16 protein-coding genes are annotated in these 18,869 nt (G+C 45.0%); 6 read left to right on the top strand and 10 right to left on the bottom strand.

From position 1 onward, the window contains the following. Positions 1-216 precede the first annotated feature (216 nt). The 3 genes from BMX84_RS06295 to BMX84_RS06280 all read right to left on the bottom strand — a co-directional run bounded on the left by BMX84_RS06295 (position 217) and on the right by BMX84_RS06280 (position 3,683). Entirely contained in the window at positions 217-1,170 is a 954-nt protein-coding gene (locus BMX84_RS06295; protein WP_091488166.1) for a 2-hydroxyacid dehydrogenase, read from the bottom strand. A 48-nt stretch (positions 1,171-1,218) separates the two neighbouring features. After that, positions 1,219-2,214, bottom strand: a complete 996-nt coding sequence (locus BMX84_RS06290; protein ID WP_091488164.1) for an LLM class flavin-dependent oxidoreductase — start codon at positions 2,212-2,214, stop codon at positions 1,219-1,221. Positions 2,215-2,816: 602 nt separating this feature from the next. Further along, positions 2,817-3,683, bottom strand: coding sequence for an AAA family ATPase (locus tag BMX84_RS06280; protein ID WP_091488161.1), 867 nt, complete (start codon positions 3,681-3,683; stop codon positions 2,817-2,819). A gap of 293 nt (positions 3,684-3,976) precedes the next feature. On the opposite strand from BMX84_RS06280, the gene BMX84_RS06275 reads away from it, so the two are divergent. After that, complete coding sequence (locus BMX84_RS06275) at positions 3,977-5,221, top strand: dicarboxylate/amino acid:cation symporter (RefSeq protein ID WP_091488160.1); 1,245 nt, start codon at positions 3,977-3,979, stop codon at positions 5,219-5,221. Positions 5,222-5,502: 281 nt separating this feature from the next. Here the strand turns inward: BMX84_RS06275 and BMX84_RS06270 are convergent, their stop codons facing one another. The 3 genes from BMX84_RS06270 to BMX84_RS06260 all read right to left on the bottom strand — a co-directional run bounded on the left by BMX84_RS06270 (position 5,503) and on the right by BMX84_RS06260 (position 10,142). Then, positions 5,503-6,810, bottom strand: a complete 1,308-nt coding sequence (locus BMX84_RS06270; RefSeq protein WP_091488158.1) for a flavin monoamine oxidase family protein — start codon at positions 6,808-6,810, stop codon at positions 5,503-5,505. A gap of 33 nt (positions 6,811-6,843) precedes the next feature. Next, positions 6,844-9,501, bottom strand: coding sequence for a cation-transporting P-type ATPase (locus BMX84_RS06265; protein WP_091488157.1), 2,658 nt, complete (start codon positions 9,499-9,501; stop codon positions 6,844-6,846). 350 nt (positions 9,502-9,851) lie between these two features. Beyond that, positions 9,852-10,142 (bottom strand): hypothetical protein, encoded by a 291-nt coding sequence (locus BMX84_RS06260; protein WP_091488155.1) that lies wholly within the window; start codon positions 10,140-10,142, stop codon positions 9,852-9,854. A 263-nt stretch (positions 10,143-10,405) separates the two neighbouring features. Here BMX84_RS06260 and BMX84_RS06255 point away from each other — a divergent pair, with 263 nt between their 5' ends. From BMX84_RS06255 to BMX84_RS06240, 4 genes are all read left to right on the top strand, one after another. Beyond that, positions 10,406-11,308 carry a helix-turn-helix domain-containing protein gene (locus tag BMX84_RS06255; RefSeq protein ID WP_091488154.1) on the top strand — a complete coding sequence of 301 codons (903 nt, stop codon included), beginning with the start codon at positions 10,406-10,408 and terminating at the stop codon, positions 11,306-11,308. Positions 11,309-11,536: 228 nt separating this feature from the next. Then, complete coding sequence (locus BMX84_RS06250; protein WP_091488152.1) at positions 11,537-12,334, top strand: SDR family NAD(P)-dependent oxidoreductase; 798 nt, start codon at positions 11,537-11,539, stop codon at positions 12,332-12,334. Between the two features lie 33 nt (positions 12,335-12,367). Beyond that, entirely contained in the window at positions 12,368-13,576 is a 1,209-nt protein-coding gene (locus BMX84_RS06245; protein ID WP_091488150.1) for an NAD(P)/FAD-dependent oxidoreductase, read from the top strand. 29 nt (positions 13,577-13,605) lie between these two features. After that, positions 13,606-14,109 carry a hypothetical protein gene (locus BMX84_RS06240; RefSeq protein WP_091488148.1) on the top strand — a complete coding sequence of 168 codons (504 nt, stop codon included), beginning with the start codon at positions 13,606-13,608 and terminating at the stop codon, positions 14,107-14,109. Positions 14,110-14,509: 400 nt separating this feature from the next. Here the strand turns inward: BMX84_RS06240 and BMX84_RS06235 are convergent, their stop codons facing one another. Further along, a complete protein-coding gene (locus tag BMX84_RS06235) occupies positions 14,510-15,370 on the bottom strand; it encodes an SDR family oxidoreductase (RefSeq protein ID WP_091488146.1) in 861 nt (286 codons plus the stop codon). Positions 15,371-15,624: 254 nt separating this feature from the next. On the opposite strand from BMX84_RS06235, the gene BMX84_RS06230 reads away from it, so the two are divergent. Then, complete coding sequence (locus tag BMX84_RS06230; protein WP_177165483.1) at positions 15,625-16,341, top strand: YjjG family noncanonical pyrimidine nucleotidase; 717 nt, start codon at positions 15,625-15,627, stop codon at positions 16,339-16,341. A gap of 131 nt (positions 16,342-16,472) precedes the next feature. Here BMX84_RS06230 and BMX84_RS06225 read toward each other — a convergent pair whose 3' ends face one another. Genes BMX84_RS06225 through BMX84_RS06215 form a run of 3 tightly spaced genes read right to left on the bottom strand, consistent with a single transcriptional unit; the run spans position 16,473 to position 18,772 of the window. Continuing rightward, positions 16,473-17,438 carry a glutathione S-transferase family protein gene (locus BMX84_RS06225; RefSeq protein WP_091488143.1) on the bottom strand — a complete coding sequence of 322 codons (966 nt, stop codon included), beginning with the start codon at positions 17,436-17,438 and terminating at the stop codon, positions 16,473-16,475. A 29-nt stretch (positions 17,439-17,467) separates the two neighbouring features. Further along, positions 17,468-17,848 (bottom strand): VOC family protein, encoded by a 381-nt coding sequence (locus tag BMX84_RS06220; protein ID WP_091488142.1) that lies wholly within the window; start codon positions 17,846-17,848, stop codon positions 17,468-17,470. A gap of 9 nt (positions 17,849-17,857) precedes the next feature. Further along, on the bottom strand, positions 17,858-18,772 hold the full coding sequence (locus BMX84_RS06215) for a DUF4349 domain-containing protein (protein ID WP_091488140.1): 915 nt from the start codon (positions 18,770-18,772) through the stop codon (positions 17,858-17,860). Positions 18,773-18,869: the final 97 nt, after the last annotated feature.

Genomic DNA, 18,869 nt, shown 5'->3' with positions numbered 1-18,869 from the left:
GTGCCCTTCACGCTACAGACAAAGTCACGAAGGGCACTTAAAGCCTATTTGCGTGCCCTTCACGCTACAGACAAAGTCACGAAGGGCACTTAAAACACATTTGCATGCCCTTCACGCTACAAACGAAGACACAAAGGGCACATAAAAGCTAAACGTGTGCTTTTTCAAAGCAGAAATAAGGAAAGATACTGGGATTTCGTCCCGGTATCCTCTTTATTAATCAATTATATTCTGTGGTCGTCCTTTCAAGAAAGCCAGTGTGTTGTCAAAGGCGATTTCAGCACGCATGACCATAGCTTCATCTGTCAGATAGTCGACATGCGGTGTCAATACGGCGTTTTTAACATTCAGCAGCGGATAATCTTCTGGAAGCGGCGGCTCCATATCGAAGACATCGATACCGGCACCTGCCAGCTTTCCTTCATTCAAAAGATCCGTTAAAGCTGCGTTATCAATGATCGGTCCCCGCGCACAGTTGATGAGTACGGCTGAGTCCTTCATTTTTTCCAGTTTTTCTTTGGACAGGAAGTTTCTTGTTTCCTCATTCATCGGTAAATGGACAGAAACGATGTCACTTTGTGCAAGGACATCTTCTAGCGGCAGATACTCCAGCCCTAAATCTTTCGCTGCCTCTTTTTTCGTGCGGTTGTATCCGATCAGGTTGGCGCCAAAGGCTTTGAACAGATCAGCTGTCTTCAGTCCGATATTACCCGTCCCAATGATGCCTACAGTCTTGCCTCTGATCTCTCTTCCCTGGATCATTCCGGAAAACGATTCTTTTCTAATATCCTTGTCGCCTCGAGAGATGGAACGGTACACGTCCAGCGTCAGACCGATGACCAGCTCAGCCACTGACTGGTCAGAATACCCGGCCGCATTGGCAACTTTAATGCCTTTCTCTTTAGCCGTCTCTCGTGCGACATGATCCACACCAGTAAAAGCAACGTTGATCAGTTTGGTCTCTTTCAGCTTAGCCACGACTTCTTTCGGATACGGATTGTTGGCGATCATCACCACATCAGCATCCTGACTGCGTTTCAAAAGTTCATCAGGATCCGTTGTTTTCTCTTCATAGTAAATAAAGTCGTGACCTGCATTTTTAATGGGTCGAGCCAATTTATCGATCATATCTTTTGGTACTCTCAATGGTTCCAGTAAAGCGACTTTCATGCTCTTCTTCCTTTCGTATCGATTCTATATCTATAAAAAGTTTATCATTTAAAGCATTTCTTCGGCCAGAAGTTTATACGCATTCAGACGCTGTTCCTGTGAATGAGCGATACTGCAGATCATCGCTTCCTGAAAGCCGTATCTTTCCTGATCCTGATACAGTTTTTCAGCGACTTCTTTGGCCGTCCCCACTAGATGGATCTCGCGGTTCGTCTGAATCGCTTCCTTTTCGTCCTCCGTCAGTGGGTAGTCACGTGCTTCTTCAGGTGTCATCAACGGCGACATGCGGCCCTGTCCAAGACGGATCCGGGCAATGTCCTGCGGTTTGGCCTGAAATTCGGCTTCTTCTGTCGTTTCAGCTACGGTCACCAGATACGCAACGCTGATTTCCGGCTTTTCCATGAATTCGGACGGCACGAACCGTTGTCTGTATAAGTCAAAAATTTCTTTTCGCATCGCACCAAGCATGAAGAACTGGGCAAAGGAATAGCCAAGCCCCTTCTGTCCTGCCTGAATCGCGCTGTTGCCGCTTGAACCCAAGAGCCAGGCTTCGGGTAAGGTCACATTTTGAGGTGAAGCAGGCGTCTTTTTGTATAACGATTCTTTAGGGATCTCATCTTTGATCAAGTCTAGGGCCACATCCAGCTTCTCATATAAACGGTCAAAATCCGGATCATTTCCCTGAGCCAGTGCATAGATCGCATTCTGGTCACCGCCGGGAGCCCGCCCGACCCCATAATCGATCCGTCCGGGCGCCAGAGCACTCAATGTTTTGAAAACTTCAGCCATTTTCAAAGGTGAATAATGCATCATCATGGTTCCACCCGTCCCTAAGCGGATGTGATCTGTTTTAGCTGCCAGATACGCCACCACGACTTCAGGAGCCGAACTGGCAAAGCTGGAACTCCCATGATGCTCAGCCATCCACATACGGTAATACCCCAACTCTTCTGTGAGCTGAGCAAGTTCCACCGCTTTTTCCAGCGCACCTTGAGCTGTATTACCGCTCGTTATCGGTGCCTGATCCAGTACACTTAATCTCATGTCTATCGTCTTCCTTTCCATCTTCATTATCCCTACTATATCATTTTAAGGAGCAGGTATCCTACTGATTCAATTATTCCTTCATCTGTTTGAGGAAATGGGTATTCTGTCTTGAAGATCGAATATCCGTTTCATCTGCTGAAACCCCTTGACATGTTGAGTCGTCCCTAATTAAATCAGTTCTTACTACTCGTTACGTTCCATGGATGAGCCGATGCTAAATTGGAGTAGTAAGGCAATCTCAAACTTTTCTTTTCGATCAGTCGATCCTAAAAAGCTAAGGTAGCGCCTGCCCACGTGCCTTTTATTTTTGAGCATTCCTTTGAAGGGCGTTTTAGCTGCCCCAAAAACAGCCTCCCTCCAGAGGTCACTATTCCCTACTTTTAAGGCAAACTGATTCCCCTTTGTTTTCTGACCAGTCACTATACCTGCCATACAGGACCGGCTCATACTGAATTTTGACTCAGCGGTCATTATGCATGTGTCTACTACACACTCTTCATTTTATAGTCAGCCAGTAGTCTCTACATACTCCAAAAATATGGATAAGAGATAACTGCTCTGGATAAATGAAAAAAGTCTCCGTCACAGGAGACTTTTCCTTACTGATCTTCCACTTCAAAAGACGCTTTATGCTTCCTGAAAAATTCATAATAGTCCCTCACGTGCTCCAGCTCCGTCCACTTTCTGACAGATACCGGTTCCGAGTCCAGGTCGTAGACTTGAGCTTCTTCCAGAGAAAGAAGAAAAGGCGAATGGGTTGATATGATAAACTGACAGCCGAAAAATCGGGCAGAATCTTCAATGAACTGTTTCAGTTCCAGCTGTTTGTCCGGGGAGAGGCTGTTCTCGGGCTCATCCAGGAGATACAGGCCATTCTCGTCCATCATTTCGATAAAATAGCGGAAGGCACTTTCCCCATTGGACTGTTCACGCACGTTACTCATTAGATGTTCTCTGACATATCTGGACTGGGTCTTCCGGCGGGCTTCGGTCATCTTTTTCAGCTCGTCATAATCATCCAGAGACTTCAACTGGAATGTGGCAAACTTTGCTTCAAGGTACTCATCAAACATCTCTTCTCTTTTCTCGTCGATCCCCTCGTTGACTGAACGCAGAGTCAGGATATAATCAAACACATCGTCACTGGTAATGATCCGCTTATGTACAGGTTCATTAAAGGTGTGTTCAATGGAACAGAAATCCAGATAAGCCGGAAAGAAACTGGATCTATTATACAGGGCATCCCGGTGAGCTCCGATTTTCTCAGCGATAATATTCAGTACGGTTGTTTTTCCCGACCCATTTCCGCCATACAGGATCGTAACGGGTGCCAGATCCAGTCGACTCAGATCTTTTTTTGACAGGACCTGAAAAGGATAATATGTATTGTATACTTTTCGTTTGATTCCGATAAAAAAATCAAACTCTGTTTCTTTATCAGGAAAACATATGGATTTTAAGTACATGACCAGCTTCCTTTCTTGCCCTTCTATTAAATTATAATGGACTATCTTTCATTTTTCCAGTCAATTACGCCAACGCAACGTAAGCGTATACACATTATCTTCACATCCTATTCTAATGTTGTCACACCAAACAAAACAAGTATTGGATGCGCTAACAAAGCGTATAAAAACCTCTAATAATTTTTTAAATAAAAATATAATTTGTTATATCTTATTCTAGCTTAATGTAGTATACTGTAAAAAATTACACAATCTGTTTATCAATTAAACGGATAAAAATTGGAGGAGATACAATGGAAAAACGAAAGAAATTTACAGTTGGTTTAGTTCCAAAGTTACTCATCGCTATTGGTCTGGGGGTCCTGGTGGGGCAGTTGACCTTTATACCTGATTTCATTCTTCAGATCCCCGTTACATTTTCAGCCTTATTCAGTCGTTTATTAGCCTTTATTATTCCTTTAATGATCGTCGGCTTTGTTGTCAAGGGTATTTCTGATCTGACAGATGGTGCCGGAAAATTACTTGGCCTTAATGCTCTAATGGCTTATTCAAACACACTGATCGGTGGGTTCATTGCGTATCTGTTAGCTTCCAATCTATTCCCGCTCTTCATCGATGCCTCTGTAAGGGAAACGGTGCAGACGGAAGGAACAGCCCTAGAACCGCTATTCGACCTTCCGCTTGAACCACTGTTCAGCGTTACTTCTGCCATCGTCTTTGCCTTCCTGTTCGGGGTCTTTATCTCCTGGCTGCGTAAAGAGAAAAAAGGCGAAGTCATGTATAACTTCTTCTCTGAATTTGGTGCCATAATCACTCAAATTTTGTCAGCTATTATTATTCCAGGTTTACCCTTCTACATTTTCGGTAACTTCTTAAACTTAAGCTACAGCGGTTCTGTCTTCTCTCTGCTATCCGTTTTCTGGAGAGTCTTCATCGTCGTTATCGGCCTTCAGCTCCTGCTTGTCACATTGCTGTTCATTTTCGCAGGTCTGTATACTGGCAAGAACCCGATCACTTTACTCAGAAATCAGATCCCTGGATACTTTACAGCTTTGGGCACACAGTCTTCTGCCGCTACTATACCGGTCAATATGGAATGTGCACGCAAGAACGGTGTATCTACGGAAATCAGAGAATTTGTTATTCCATTGAGTGCAACGATCCATCTTATGGGAAGTGTCGTAACGATCACATCTTGTGTGACAGCCGTCCTCCTGATGTTCGACATGACACACAGTTTCGGTATGATGGCTGCCTTTATTGCTACATTAGGTGTGGCCTTAGTCGCAGCACCGGGCGCACCAGGTGGAGCTGTCATGAGTGCTTTACCCTTTGTTTACATGGTCGGCATTGACCCAACCGGTTCATTAGGTAACCTGCTTATTTCTCTTTATATCACACAGGACAGCTTCGGTACTGCCGCCAATGTTTCCGGCGACAATGCCATTGCGCTTGTGATCGACAAAATTTACGGAAAATATATCCTGAAAGAAGCCGTTGAATCAGAGGGTGAAGTCGTCCCCCCTATCAACAACTGATCTAATAATTGCATAAGTAAGAAGGAATGAGGCTGGGATAAATCCTAGCCTTTTTCTTTTTAAAACGATTATAGAAAGAAAAGCGTTCTGCCGATCGATGACCTCATACAACAACCACTTCCTGAGAAGTCCCAGCATAAACTGGTCACTAAACGTCTATTCAAAACACTTCTACGGACCGCGGGGTTGCTTTTTTCGCACAGGGCATTTATCAAAAACTTCCGGAAACGCCAAAGGAGCTGAGACTTTATGTCCCAGCTCCTTTTTCTTATGTTCAAACTCTATTCCGTTACGTTCTCACTCATTTTTTCAAGCAGTCGCTTTGCGGCATATTGACCGGACCGAACAGCACCTTCCATGAAGAGAGGGAAATCAAAGGCCAGTTCCGTGCTGGCAAACACCATATTTCGATGGGGTTCCCTTAACGTCTTATTCGCATCCGGAATGCCATGATGATGGATGATCGCCCCATATCCGCCACCGTAATAAGGAGAATGCTGCCACTCACTGATTTCATAATCTTTGTAATGCTCTGCATCTTCTCCTAATACTTCTATCAGTCGCTCTCTGGCATAGAATTCTTTCACCTCGATCGGCACATCGGCAAGCTCCTTCGCTTTGTCGCCACCAATAAACAGAGTCAGTCGATTTTCTCCACTCTCTTTTGAAGAATCCATCAGGTTGACACCTTCATGGGCACTATAAATAACACCGTAGATACTCTTTTTCTTATCTTTGATGTCTCTCTCTCGCCAGAAAGGTGTGTCATAGACAAACGTCATCTTTATTACAGCACCATCAGTATAACTTTCCAGATAAGGCCTATAATGATCGGCAATGGTGGAACTGAATGTGATCCTTGACGCTGCTGTAGGCGGCACCGCCATAATAAGGGCTTTTGTATGATGTTTTGCTTTGTTTTTGGTTTTCAGGGTGTAGCCTGATTTAGTTTCCTTAACTTTCGCTACAGGTTCAAGGTAGTGAATGGCATCTTTATTGAGTGTCTCCAAATATTTGATGACATTTGAAAGCGGATCTGAGGCTTGATATTCCAAACCGCTGGTCGTGGTGGTGACCCGACTGACCAGATTTTTCATAGCCTCTGCATTGATATATCTGCTGTTCACAGTCGTTTCTGCAGCTATAAAACTTTTCAGGATCTGACGCTTTCTTTTCTGGCTGATATGCTTTTCAAGTACCTGGTCAAGCGGTTTCGAGTCAAAATGTTCACCTGAAATGGCTCCCAGGGTATCTGTGATGTCACTAAAATCCAGATTAATGAGTTCTTTGCTCTTGTCACTGATAACTATACTGTTTTGTGTTCCCTCGTTCCTGGTAAGTGTCATTCCGGTTTCTTCTATGAGTTTAACTATTTCGATCATCTCTTTATTGATGAACTGAGCACCCAGCTCAAAGTAACGGGACGTATCTTCTGAAGTTTTGGAATAGACCTTTCCACCTGGACGTTCCGTTGCTTCAAGGATCATATAGCTTTTACCTTCTTCATGCAGGACTTTCGCTGCAGATAACCCTGCCAACCCCGCACCAACAATTATCACATCATATTCGGACACCTGATTTTCCATCATGTCACTGTTCCCCACTTTCTGATATATCGTTCCCTAACCTTTATTTCTTTTTAAAATGTTGTGTGTAATGAATTTTTCGATTTCAACGACGACAAATACGCTGAAACCGACCAATACGGGATATACCCAGTCATACAGGTCGATCGGGTACAGTCCAAGCGCATTAGACAGAAACGGCACATAAGTCACCAGCAACTGGAAGACGATCAGTAAACCAGATACTAAAAAGGCAGCCGCGTTGTTGAAAAACTGATCATTCAGACTGAAGTGTCGCTCGTTTCTGACATTGAATAAGTGAAACAGCTGAGCGAACACCAGCGAATGAAGCGTGATGGTATTCAAGTGTTCACGGTCATACCCTGCCAGCAGTCCCTGATTGATCCACATAATGGCTCCACCTATAAGCACCGAGACAAAAAGGATACGAAACACGTAATAGGGACTCAACAGCCGCTCATTCGGATTTCTTGGCGGCTTGGACATCGTTCCTTTTTCAAGAGGCTCAAAAGCCAGTGCCAGTGCGATCGTTACGGCTGTGATCATATTGACATAGAGGATCTGAACCGGAGTCAGCGGCATTTCTATACCGATCAGCAGAGCAGCCACCACAAGAAGCGCTTCAGCCCCATTAGTCGGCAAGATGAAAAGGATGGTTTTCTTCAGGTTATCGTACACCCGACGGCCTTCTCTTACAGCGTTGACAATGGTGGAGAAGTCATCGTCTGCCAAGACCATTTCAGACGCTTCCTTGGCTACTTCCGTTCCCTTTATCCCCATAGCGACACCGATATCTGCACGTTTCAGTGCCGGCGCATCGTTTACACCGTCACCAGTCATCGCACTTACATGGCCATTACTCTGGAGAGCTTCAACTAACTGAAGTTTGTTCTGCGGACTCGTCCTGGCAAAAACATCCACTTCTTCTACCAGTGACTGGATCTCCTCTTCCGACATGTCCTCCAGTTCACGACCTTCTGTTACTTTATCCTTATCTGTAATACCTAATTCCTTTGCGATCGCCAGCGCCGTTTCTTTGTGATCGCCTGTTATCATTTTAACCTGAATACCGGCTTCTTTACAGACTTTTATTGCTTCGATCACTTCTTCCCGCGGCGGATCGATGATTCCTGTCAGACCCAGCAGCGTGATGCCGGACTGGACATCATCATGATCGATACGATCAGTTGATTTTGAAACTTCTTTCACTCCTACAGCCAGGACACGCTCGCCTTTTTTCGAACGCTCGCTCACCCGCTCTTCCCAGTATTCACGTTCTTCTGAATCGAGGTCTGCCATATCAAACAACCGGTCAGGTGCCCCTTTGATATAGATTTTTTTCAAATTGCTCTCTTCCACTAACCCTGCCATATATTTATATTCTGAATCAAAAGGTATTTTTGACTGGATATCAAGAGCCTCAATGTCTACGTTTGATTTTTCAGCCAGTGTGATCAGGCAGCCTTCTGTCGGATCGCCTCTTACTTCCCACTGGTCGTCTTTCTGATATATATCTGCTTCATTGATTGTTTTTGCCGCTGTCAGAAGTTCTTTCAAATCATTTTCTTCTGCCACATCAACGGCTTCTTCCTTTTCATTTAATATCTCGCCTTCAGGTTCATAACCCAGACCAGTCACGGAGTAAGCTTTGTCTCTCGTCACAACTGACTGGACAGTCATTTCATTTTTCGTCAGGGTCCCTGTCTTATCTGAACAGATGACTGTCACGGCGCCTAAGGTTTCGACCGACGGCAGCGTACGCATGATCGCATTCTTGTCTGCCATCGACTGCACCCCAAGCGCCAGAATGATCGTCAGGATGGCCGGCAGACCTTCCGGGATGGACGCGACAGTCAGACTGATGACCGAAAGTAAAAGCTCTCCCCATTCATAATCATGGATCAGCATGCCGGCGATAAATAAAAGGACAGCCAGCACAAGGATGACGACTGAAATCGTCTTGCCGAATTTATCTGTCTGCCTGAGCAGCGGTGTCTTGATTTCTTCTACTTCATTCATGGAACGATTGATCTGCCCTATCTCAGTGGATTCCCCTGTTTCCACAACGATGCCTCTTGCTGTTCCAGAAGATACCGTTGTTCCAGAGAAAACCATGTTCGTCCGGTCACCCAGCGGGGTATCTTCGTCCAGTTTCTCCGTCTGTTTCTCAACAGATGTCGATTCCCCTGTCAGTGGTGATTCTTCTACTTTCAGCCTGTCCTCTTCAAACAGCCTTATATCAGCCGGTACTTTGTCACCGGATTTCAAAAGGACGATATCTCCGGGAACGATTTCTGTGGAATCCACCTCTGCTTTCTGTTTGTCCCGCAGAACAATCGCTTCCAGAGACAGCATGTTTTTGATTCCTTCCAGCGCTTTTTCGGCCTTGCTTTCCTGAACATAACCAATGACGCCATTCACGATAGCGACTAAAAGGATGACAGAGGTATCGATATACTGTTCCAATATAAAGGTAACGACAGCGGCGACCAGTAGAATATATATCAGGATGTCATTGAACTGCCTCAGAAACTTGACCCATTCCGGTGTCTGTTCACCCTCAGGCAGTTTATTCAAGCCGTACTTATCTTTTCGTTCTTCACTTTCATTTTCGCTTAGCCCGGTTTCTTTATCCGTCTCAAGTTCCTGCTCGACTTCTTCTTCGCTTAATGTAAACCATTTTATGTCAGCCATAAGGTCCCCTTCTTTATGAGATTATAGAATTTCTTGAGTCATTCATACTGTTTCTTACTTTGCCTGTATCCCAGCTGATTCTGCCATTCAGTCACATCATGATTATTGCATACACACGAGTTACTGACTAGTTCGTCCAGAATCCTCTTACATATAGAATAACATACTGAAAACTCTGATATCTTGTCTGGACGCTTGTAAAAGTATCTGCTCTTTGTTCTTGGATTCCTTTTGTTAGACACAAAAAGAGCGCAGATAATAAAGTGTATCTGCACTCAAGTTATATAAGTTATAGTTATTTGCTGCGATTTATATCACATCGAATAACTATCTATTCTCACTCATCTGTGTTAAAGTTGTAACAAATCTAAAACCACTTCCGGTTCAAAATCATACAGTACCTTCTCTTTCTCACTCGTCATCTCCACTAATCGAACGCTTTCGATTCCCCACTTATTCATAGTCTCGGCAGTAATTTTATTCTTTCTTAACGTTGTCTCCATCGGACAGTCTATCTCACCATCCGCATTCATCACTAAATCATTCTCATCCACAGTTAAAGTGATCACTTTCTCCGTCCCGATCAACACGATCATCAGAGATTTTAACGGATGCAGCGTTATTTTCGATTCTTCTTTCATTCATGTCACCCCATCAGAATAGTAAAAAAAACCAACAACTCAACTTATTTGTATATCCCATTGTTAAATTAGTAACATGATACCACGTTTTTGTAACTATTTTAATATATGTTCAAATTTTACCCAAATGTTAGTAAACCATCTCCTTACTGTATAATTTACAGTAGCGATAATTTTAAGAGCCCTATAAATCAACTATTCCGCATATTAAATTATTCATTTCTGATTTAATATTCACTCATGCTCTATTAAGGAGAATACAAATGGATAATATATACTATCATTTTGGTCAGACGCTGAAAACGATCCGTATGAACAAAGGCTATACCCAGGAAGACATCGCGGACGGTAAAATGTCGCGATCCAACTATACTAAGGTAGAGAATGATGAAATCAATCCGAATATCGTCAAGTTTTTTGCAATCCTCGACCATATGGATATGTCAGTGGATGAGTTCTCCTTTATTTTGAATGGTTATAATTTAAACGAAAAAGAGCATATTCTGTATTTATTCAAAAATATGACCCAGTCCCCTTCGCTACCCTATCTTCAGAATTTGATAAAAGCTTCAAATGACTTACTCCAAAAACGTTCAGATCACATGGTTCAGGACATCCTCAATGTAACGTTAGGTTACTGGGCACTTCTGAATGATCACGATCTGAAGAAAGCGCAGATGTACGCTGGTAAAGTTTGGGACCGCTTGAAAACACTCGATAAGATGTACCTTGCTGAATATCAACTTCTGAATAGAACGCTCTATTTATTTGAAATCGAAACAGCCATTTCACTAACGAACAAAGCACTGGACGACCTTCAGGAATATAAGTCATTTCAGGAAGCAGATGATCTGAGACTTTCTTACTTATCCAATATCGCCTGTATACTGATCGATAATGGTCAATATAAGCGGGCCATGGTCTATGTTGACCACTTGATCACTGAAAGCAAAAAAGAATACCAGATCATTGTTTTAGGAGCTGCTCTTGTACGAAAAGGGATGTGCCTGAAAGGTGACGGGTTTTCAGAAGACAGTGAGAATGCATTCAACTCGGCTATAGAAATGTTTGAAATCATGGATCGGGAGGATTATGTGGAAGGCACGCGTAAAAATCCCAAGGCTGTCTATAATCCATATGGATATGTAGACTTGAAAAGTAATTAACGGATCGACAACTATAACGTTATTTATTGCAGGATCAGACCTAATCGTCTGGTCTTTTTTTCATCCCGAAACGGGTTCGATTATTTAGAACCGTGTGATCTTGCCTACCCTGAAACAGCTTTACAATAGCTATTAATTGAAGTTTTACAGTATGAATAGTAATCTTTAAAGTAACAAGGATCGAATAGATTTCGAAATATTTAAGCAAGCCATGAAAGGAGAGGCGCTATGGAATTAGGTTTAAAAGACAAAGTCGCATTAGTCACAGGAGCAGCTTCAGGGATCGGTAAAGAGACGACCCGGGCTCTTTTAGAAGAAGGCGCAACGGTCGTGATGACTGATCTAGATGAGGAAGACTTGAAACAAGCTGCCATGGAACTGACTGAAAATGACAGACTGCTCTATTTCCCTTCAGACATCAGAAGTCTCGAATCTCTTAAGCAGTTACATGAATATATCAAAAAGAGTCTGGGGAGTATCGATATTTTAGTTCAGAATGCAGGTGTCACGGGGGCTCAGGGACTGTTTCATACGCTCTCGGATGACGACTGGGTCTATACCATCGAGCAGAACCTGCACGGCCCTGTGCGCGTCGCCAGAGAATTCCTTCCCGATTTAAGAGAAGGCGGCTGGGGACGGCTCATCTTTATTTCTTCAGAGAATGCAGTTCAGCCTTATGACAACGAACTGCCTTACGACAGTGCCAAAGCGGCGGTCTTGTCCTTTGCCAAAGGGCTGTCCCGTTCGTATGCCAAGGAGGGATTACTCGTCAATACGGTCTCCCCGGCATTTATTGAAACGCCGATGACCGACAGAATGATGCAGAAGCGGTCGGAAGAGAAGAATGTTTCCTTTGACGAGGCTGTAGACTCCTTCTTAGACGAAGAACGCCCCCATATTGAATTGAAGCGCCGCGGTCAGACCGAAGAAGTGGCTGCCGTCATCACCTTTTTATGTTCAGAAAAAGCCTCATTCGTCAACGGAGCCAATTACCGTGTAGACGGCGGATCCGTTGCGACGATATAATACTTCATTTATTTTTAAAGGAGAGATCAGTTAATGACTTTATCCAGCGAAAACTATTATGACTACTTATTTATCGGTGGCGGGATCGCTGCCGGCTATGCTGCAGAAGGCATCAGAGAAGTGGATAAAAAAGGCTCCATCGGTATCCTCTCTTCTGACCAGGATGGTCCATACACACGTCCGGCTTTAACGAAAAAAATATGGACAGATGACACGTTTACCGTTGACGATGTCCCTTTCGACACAGCCGAAGAAACAGATGCAGACGTCATGCTCGAAACGGTGGTGACGACTATCGACCGGCAAAACAAATCTGTCACCACTGAGGACGGTAAATCTTACACTTACAGCAAGCTGCTTCTAGTCACTGGCGGTGAACCACAGACACTGGACGGACCAGAAGACGACCGCGTCATCGCCTTCCGTTCATTTGAAGACTACCGCAAGTTGAGAGACGTCTCAGGAGACAACCAGCACGTCATCGTTGTCGGCGGCAGTTATATCGGAACGGAGCTGGCTGCCAACCTGAAACTGAACAATACTGAAGTCACTCTCATTTATCCGCAGCAAGTCCTGGGTGATACGCGTTTTCCACTTGAACTGGCAAAAGAATATGAAGACAGTTACCGGAAAGCCGGCGTCACTTTAATGCATGACAGCCGCGCCGATTCTTATAAAAAAGACGACGGAAAACTGGTCCTTGAACTGGAGGACGGAGAAACAGTTGAAGGCGATGCCCTCGTTTTAGGCCTGGGCGTCAAACCGCGTCTCTCCCTGGCAGAAGAAGCCGGTCTGGACGTCGAGGACGGGGTCATCGTTGACGACTACTTCCGCACGTCTGACCCTGACGTCTATGCGGCCGGAGATATTTCGGCTTATCCGGATCCGATTTTAGGTCGACACCGTATCGAACACGTCGATCATGCCCGCAAATCAGGAACAGCCGTCGGAAAAAGCATGGCCGGTGCCGGCGAACCGTATGACTATACCCCTTACTTCTATTCAAAAGTCTTTGATATTTCATGGAAAGCCATCGGCACACTCGATCCGGATCTGCATATCTTTATCGATCATGTCGATGACGGCAAAGTGGCTTATTATCTTAAAGAAGGAAAACCGGTCGGTATCCTGACTTGGAACGTGGAACCCGATCTGGATAAAGTCAGAGAGGTGCTTAAGAATCCACCAGAGACAGCTGAAGATTTGCGCGGACTCATTCGCGATAAAGAAGACGACTCTTAAACCAGGCAATATATGAGGAGGACTAACTTGTGAATACACATGTCGAAGGCAGTTATGCCAAAGTGGAAGATGCCCTGCGTGCCGTGGACACGCTGATCATGCGTGGTTACGATGCTGATGCGATCATACTCATCAGCAGTAAGGCACATCAGGAAGAACAGCTCAAAGCCGTTGATATCACGGTCAAACAGATTTCAGATCTGACTGATCAGGATAAGAAAGAGTTAGGCAAGCATATGGAAGATCTGGAAGACGGGCGCTTTGTCGTTCAGGTGACTGAAGACAAAGGCGAATCGAAGGAACAGTCTCCCGATGTCAATCCTTTGCAGGCAGACCGGGCCTATACTGGCGATGATTCTGGTCTTACTTCGGAAGAAGGTTCCTACACGGCTGATGCCGAACTACTGGAAGACCTCAGAAACAGCAGCACGGACCCTTCCAACAACCGTTCCAATGATGCGATCGGCTATTCCGACAGTATGAAGAATCCGAATGAGACACCACTAGATAACGGACCTAACCGTTCACTATAATTTACTATTTCGAATTTGAAGAAAGAAGCCGGCTGGCTTCTTTCTTTTTCATTTTATAGGTGCTTCAGCATAGATTCTGTGCCTTTCAAGTAGGTTCTCTGATCGTGAAAGGCACGCGCGACCTCATTGCGTGCCCTCCAGCTCGACTTTCTGTTCGCGAAGGGCACGCGCGGACCGTTTGCGTGACCTCCAGACCATTTTCCTGATCGCGAAGGGCACGCGCGGACCCAATGCGTGACCTCCAGCTCGGCTTTCTGATAGCGAAGGGCACGTGCGACCTCATTGCGTGCCCTCCAGCTCGACTTTCTGATCGCGAAGGGCACGCTTTGTTCTTATAAAAGAAAAAAGGATGGGAGCCCCATCCTTTTACCGAGCGATCGATTCAAATTCTACTCAAGCTCTAACTCTTTGAATAGTGACGGTTCAGGTAACTGGCCAGGGATTCCGCTTTTCTTCCTGTTATGGTCCGGAAGTCATCCGTAACGATATCCAAAAGACCCAGATTGGCTGCTTTATACATAGAAGCCAGCAACGCACCAAACCCTTCCGGTTCATCATACGTTTCTGCGAACTCTTCAAGCGATAGAGGCTCAAAACCGATTTTCTTTCTCGACACATCGCTGAGCGTATCTGCCAGCTCCCTCATTGTGTAAGAGCGGTCCTGAGTTAACGTGTATGTCCGGTTCTGAAGTGTGGCATCTCCTGCCACTTCCACGATCGCCTTGGCACTGTCTTCTCGTGAAATATAACTGACTTTTTCATGCGGGACCGGATAAACGACATTTTTCCGTTCGATCAGTTCAGGCAGATAACTGACCAGTGGATCCGCGTACATCGCATTCTTTATAACCGTATAAGAAAGCTTGGAGCTGGCCAGACGTCTGCTGGCGTACCCGTAAAACGGACTCATCTGAAACGGATTATTCTCCTGGTCCGCGTAGAAACTGACAAAAATGAACTGCTTCACCTCTGCTTCCTCTGCCGCCGTGACCACATTCTCGATTTCCGGCAGCCGCTCATAACTTGGGTGAACGATGCTTGGGATATAGATCAGGACATCGGTATCCTCCCAGGCCGAAACCAGTTCTGATTTGTTCCGGTAATCTGCTTTCTTCACTTCCACCCCCTGTTCTTTATACTCTTCAGCTTTATCGACATTGCGGACAGAGACCCGCAGTTCTTTAGCCGGTAAGCTATTTAAAGCAACGGTCATGACTTCTTTGCCTAAACGTCCCGTTGCTCCTGTAATGGTATAACGCATAATTTGCTCCTTTCATCAAACATCGTTGTACTGGAACCCTTTATTACCCTATAGTATAAGACAAACCTTACAGAATAGACAGAATAACGGATACCCCATTCTCTGTTTTTCCTTTAAAAGGATCCCAAAAGAATAAGACCCTTCTGACCCAGCTTGCCAGGTTAAAAAGCATTTGAATTTAGTGGCACAGATAGATAGAATAGGTATAATGGAATAAATTTTTCATGACAAAGCGGATGAGGATGATAGGATCCATGAGATATAAAAAAATAATTTTTGATTTAGATAACACGATACTCGATTTTTCAGATACCGAGGAAAAGTCTCTGAAAAGAGTCATAGAGATGTATGACCTTCCTTATACAAAGGAAACGGTTCAGACATATAAAGACATCAACCACGGCTTATGGCGAAAGCTCGAGCAGGGGATCATTACACGGGAAGAGCTTTTTTCCAGTCGTTTCGCCTTGTTCCTTGAAACGTTCGATATAAAGGTGGATGGCAAAAAAGTGGATGCCTATTTCAGCGAGTATCTTGGCGAAGGCTATAAGATGATGGAACACGCCCATGAGCTGATGACCGTCCTTAAAAACAACGGGTACAAGCTTTATGCCGGATCGAACGGTGTCGCAAAAACCCAGTGGCAGCGGATGAAAGGCGCCGGCATCACTCACTTTTTCGAAGAGGTCTTTATTTCTGAGGACATCGGTGTCGAAAAACCGGACCCTCACTTCTTCCATCATATTTTTGACACCTTAAACGCCCACACTAAAGAGGAATTCCTGATGGTCGGGGACAGTCTCACTTCGGATATCAAAGGCGCTAATAACGCCGGGATAGACAGTGTCTGGTACAACTATGCTGAAGTATCTGTCGATGCCGAACTCGCCCAGAGTACCTATACGATCACCAGCCTGCTTGAATTACTCCACCTGTTCAATTTAAAACGAGGAGTCACTCGCTCCGTTTGATCCCTATCGACTAAGTCAAAAAGAGATCAGAGATCACAAATAAGTAGACAGCTCAATACGTTTACCCAAACAAAAGGAACGACCGTCTCCCTGCATCAGGGAAAATGGTCGTTCCTTTTTCAAATTACATGTTAAATCGTGTCCATACTGAAGTCCAGGTCGGGTCCTTTAGGGACGATCCCCGTCGGATTGATGGTTTTGTGGCTGCGGTAGTAATGCTCTTTGATGTGACGGAAGTTGATCGTTTCAGAAACGCCCGGCCAATTATACAACTCTCTTGTGTAGAGCCAGAGATTTTCATAATCTGTGATGCGTTTGAGGTTGCACTTGAAGTGACCATGATAGACACTGTCAAAACGGATCAGCGTCGTAAACAGGCGCCAGTCTGCTTCAGTGATCCGGTTGCCGATCAGATACGGATTTTTTTCAAGGATCGCTTCCACTTCATCCAGGGCTTCAAAGAGTTTGGTGACTTCTTCGTCGTAGACCTCCTGCTTCGTCGCAAAGCCGGCTTTATACACCCCGTTATTGATCGCATTGTAGACACGGTCATTGATCTTGTCGATATCGTCCCTCAGTTCTTCAGGATAATAGTCACCTTCTAGCGCTCCAACTTCATCAAAGGCACTGTTCAGCATGCGCATGATTTCTGAGGATTCGTTGTTGACGATCTTGTGCTGTTTCAGATCATACAAGACAGGAACCGTTACCCGTCCGCTGTAGTCCGGTTCGACACGCGTGTACACTTCGTATAAGTAATCCGCATCATCCACCGGATCCGGGACGCCCCCTTCATCCGGCTCGAAAGTCCAGCCGTTTTCCGCCATCAACGGATTGACGACCGACACGGAGATCATGTCTTCCAGACCTTTTAATTTGCGCATGATCATCGTACGGTTCGCCCAGGGGCAGGCATTGGAAATATACAAGTGATATCTGCCTGGTTCGGCTTTAAAGCCCGCTTCACCACTGGGACCGGCACTGCCGTCTTTGGTGACCCAGTTCCTGAACTGGGATTCTTCTCTTATGAAACGTCCGTCATTTTTTTCGGTATCATACCATTTATCATGCCACTGTCCATCTACTAGTAACCCCATAATGTCCTCCTTCTAACGTTCAGATCCGTTTATTCTGCAGTCAGTTCGATCAGGTTGCCTTCAGGGTCTTCGATCACCGCTTCATAATACCCGTCTCCTGTCGTACGCGGTCCATCCATCAACGTATAACCGTCCGCCTTCAACTTATCCACAAGGTTATCCACAGCCTTTTCATCTCCGACGCTAAGGGCGAGATGTGCATAACCGTAGCTTTCTACATTCGGACGTTTGATGTCTTCTCTGTGCATCAGTTCCAGTCGGCTGCCTGAATCAAAGGTCAGAAAATAGGAACGGAACCCCTTTTTCGGATTATGATAAGGTTTACCGCTTTTTGCTTCAAAATAAGTTTCGTAGAACTCCCGCATTTTTTCCAGATCGATAGTCCATAAACCGATATGTTCAATTCTCACACTGCTTCACTACTTTCTTTTATTAGATACTTTTTTCCGGATATAAAATCCTACACCAATGAGTAAGACTAATATCAGTATAAATGGAATGGCGTAAATTAACCAAATAAATGCGTCCTGCATGAAATAATAGAAAGCAAAGAAGGAATCCACAAACGCTTCTCTGATACGGGCCAGGAACGACAGGCCATCTTCCCGTGTATTTGCGATGCGTGGACGTTCAGTTACCGACAGATGGACTTCTGTATAATCGATCAGATCATCAAAGGTTTCCAGCCGTGACTGAAGGGCTTCACGTTCCGCGATCGTTTCACTCAAGCTGTTTTCGATCTGAAGGATGTCTTCGATCGTTTCGGCCTGTTCCAGCAGCTCGTTCAGTCGTTCTTCTTTATTTTCCAGTACCTGAATACGAGATTCCGTGTCCCGGTAGGTCTGCGTGACATCTTCTGTTCCGATGTTCTCGCTTAACTTATACGCATCCATACCATCCAGATCGTCTAAAAAGTCGTTCAGTGAATCGGTCGGGATCCTGAACAGGTAATTCACCCGTCGGTACTGCCGCGACTGGTCTCTTGGAGCGATGCCTGACGGCGAATAGCTGGACTCATTGGAATATTCGATATAGCCGTCATACTCGCTCACTGTGTCCAGAACAAAGGACGTCGTTTCCTGGAAATCGAGCGTTTCGTACTCAAGCTGGACCCGGCGGATGACCTTGTCACCGATCAGCTGCTCACCCTGACCATCTGTGATTTCCGCTTCTCCCATCTCTTCTTCAACAGCGGCATCCTCAGCCGCTCTTTCGTCCATATATCCAGCACCCGAGTCCGATTCGGTCGATTCCGACGTGTCGTTACTTCCACTTGCGCAGCCGCTTAACATCACTATGAAAAGCAGCAGGAAAGCCAACCCTTTTTTTATCATCTGACATCACTCCACACCATTAGTTTATGTACCATTAAACCGCTTACTTAGCTCTATTATATAGTATAAGCAGGCAGATTAGCTACTCAGAACTGAT

Source organism: Alkalibacterium putridalgicola (assembly GCF_900109825.1).
In the GTDB taxonomy this organism is placed as follows: Bacteria; Bacillota; Bacilli; order Lactobacillales; family Carnobacteriaceae_A; genus Alkalibacterium; species Alkalibacterium putridalgicola.
Note: the sequence above shows the minus strand (reverse complement) of the source record. Positions and strands in the feature narration are given on the sequence as shown.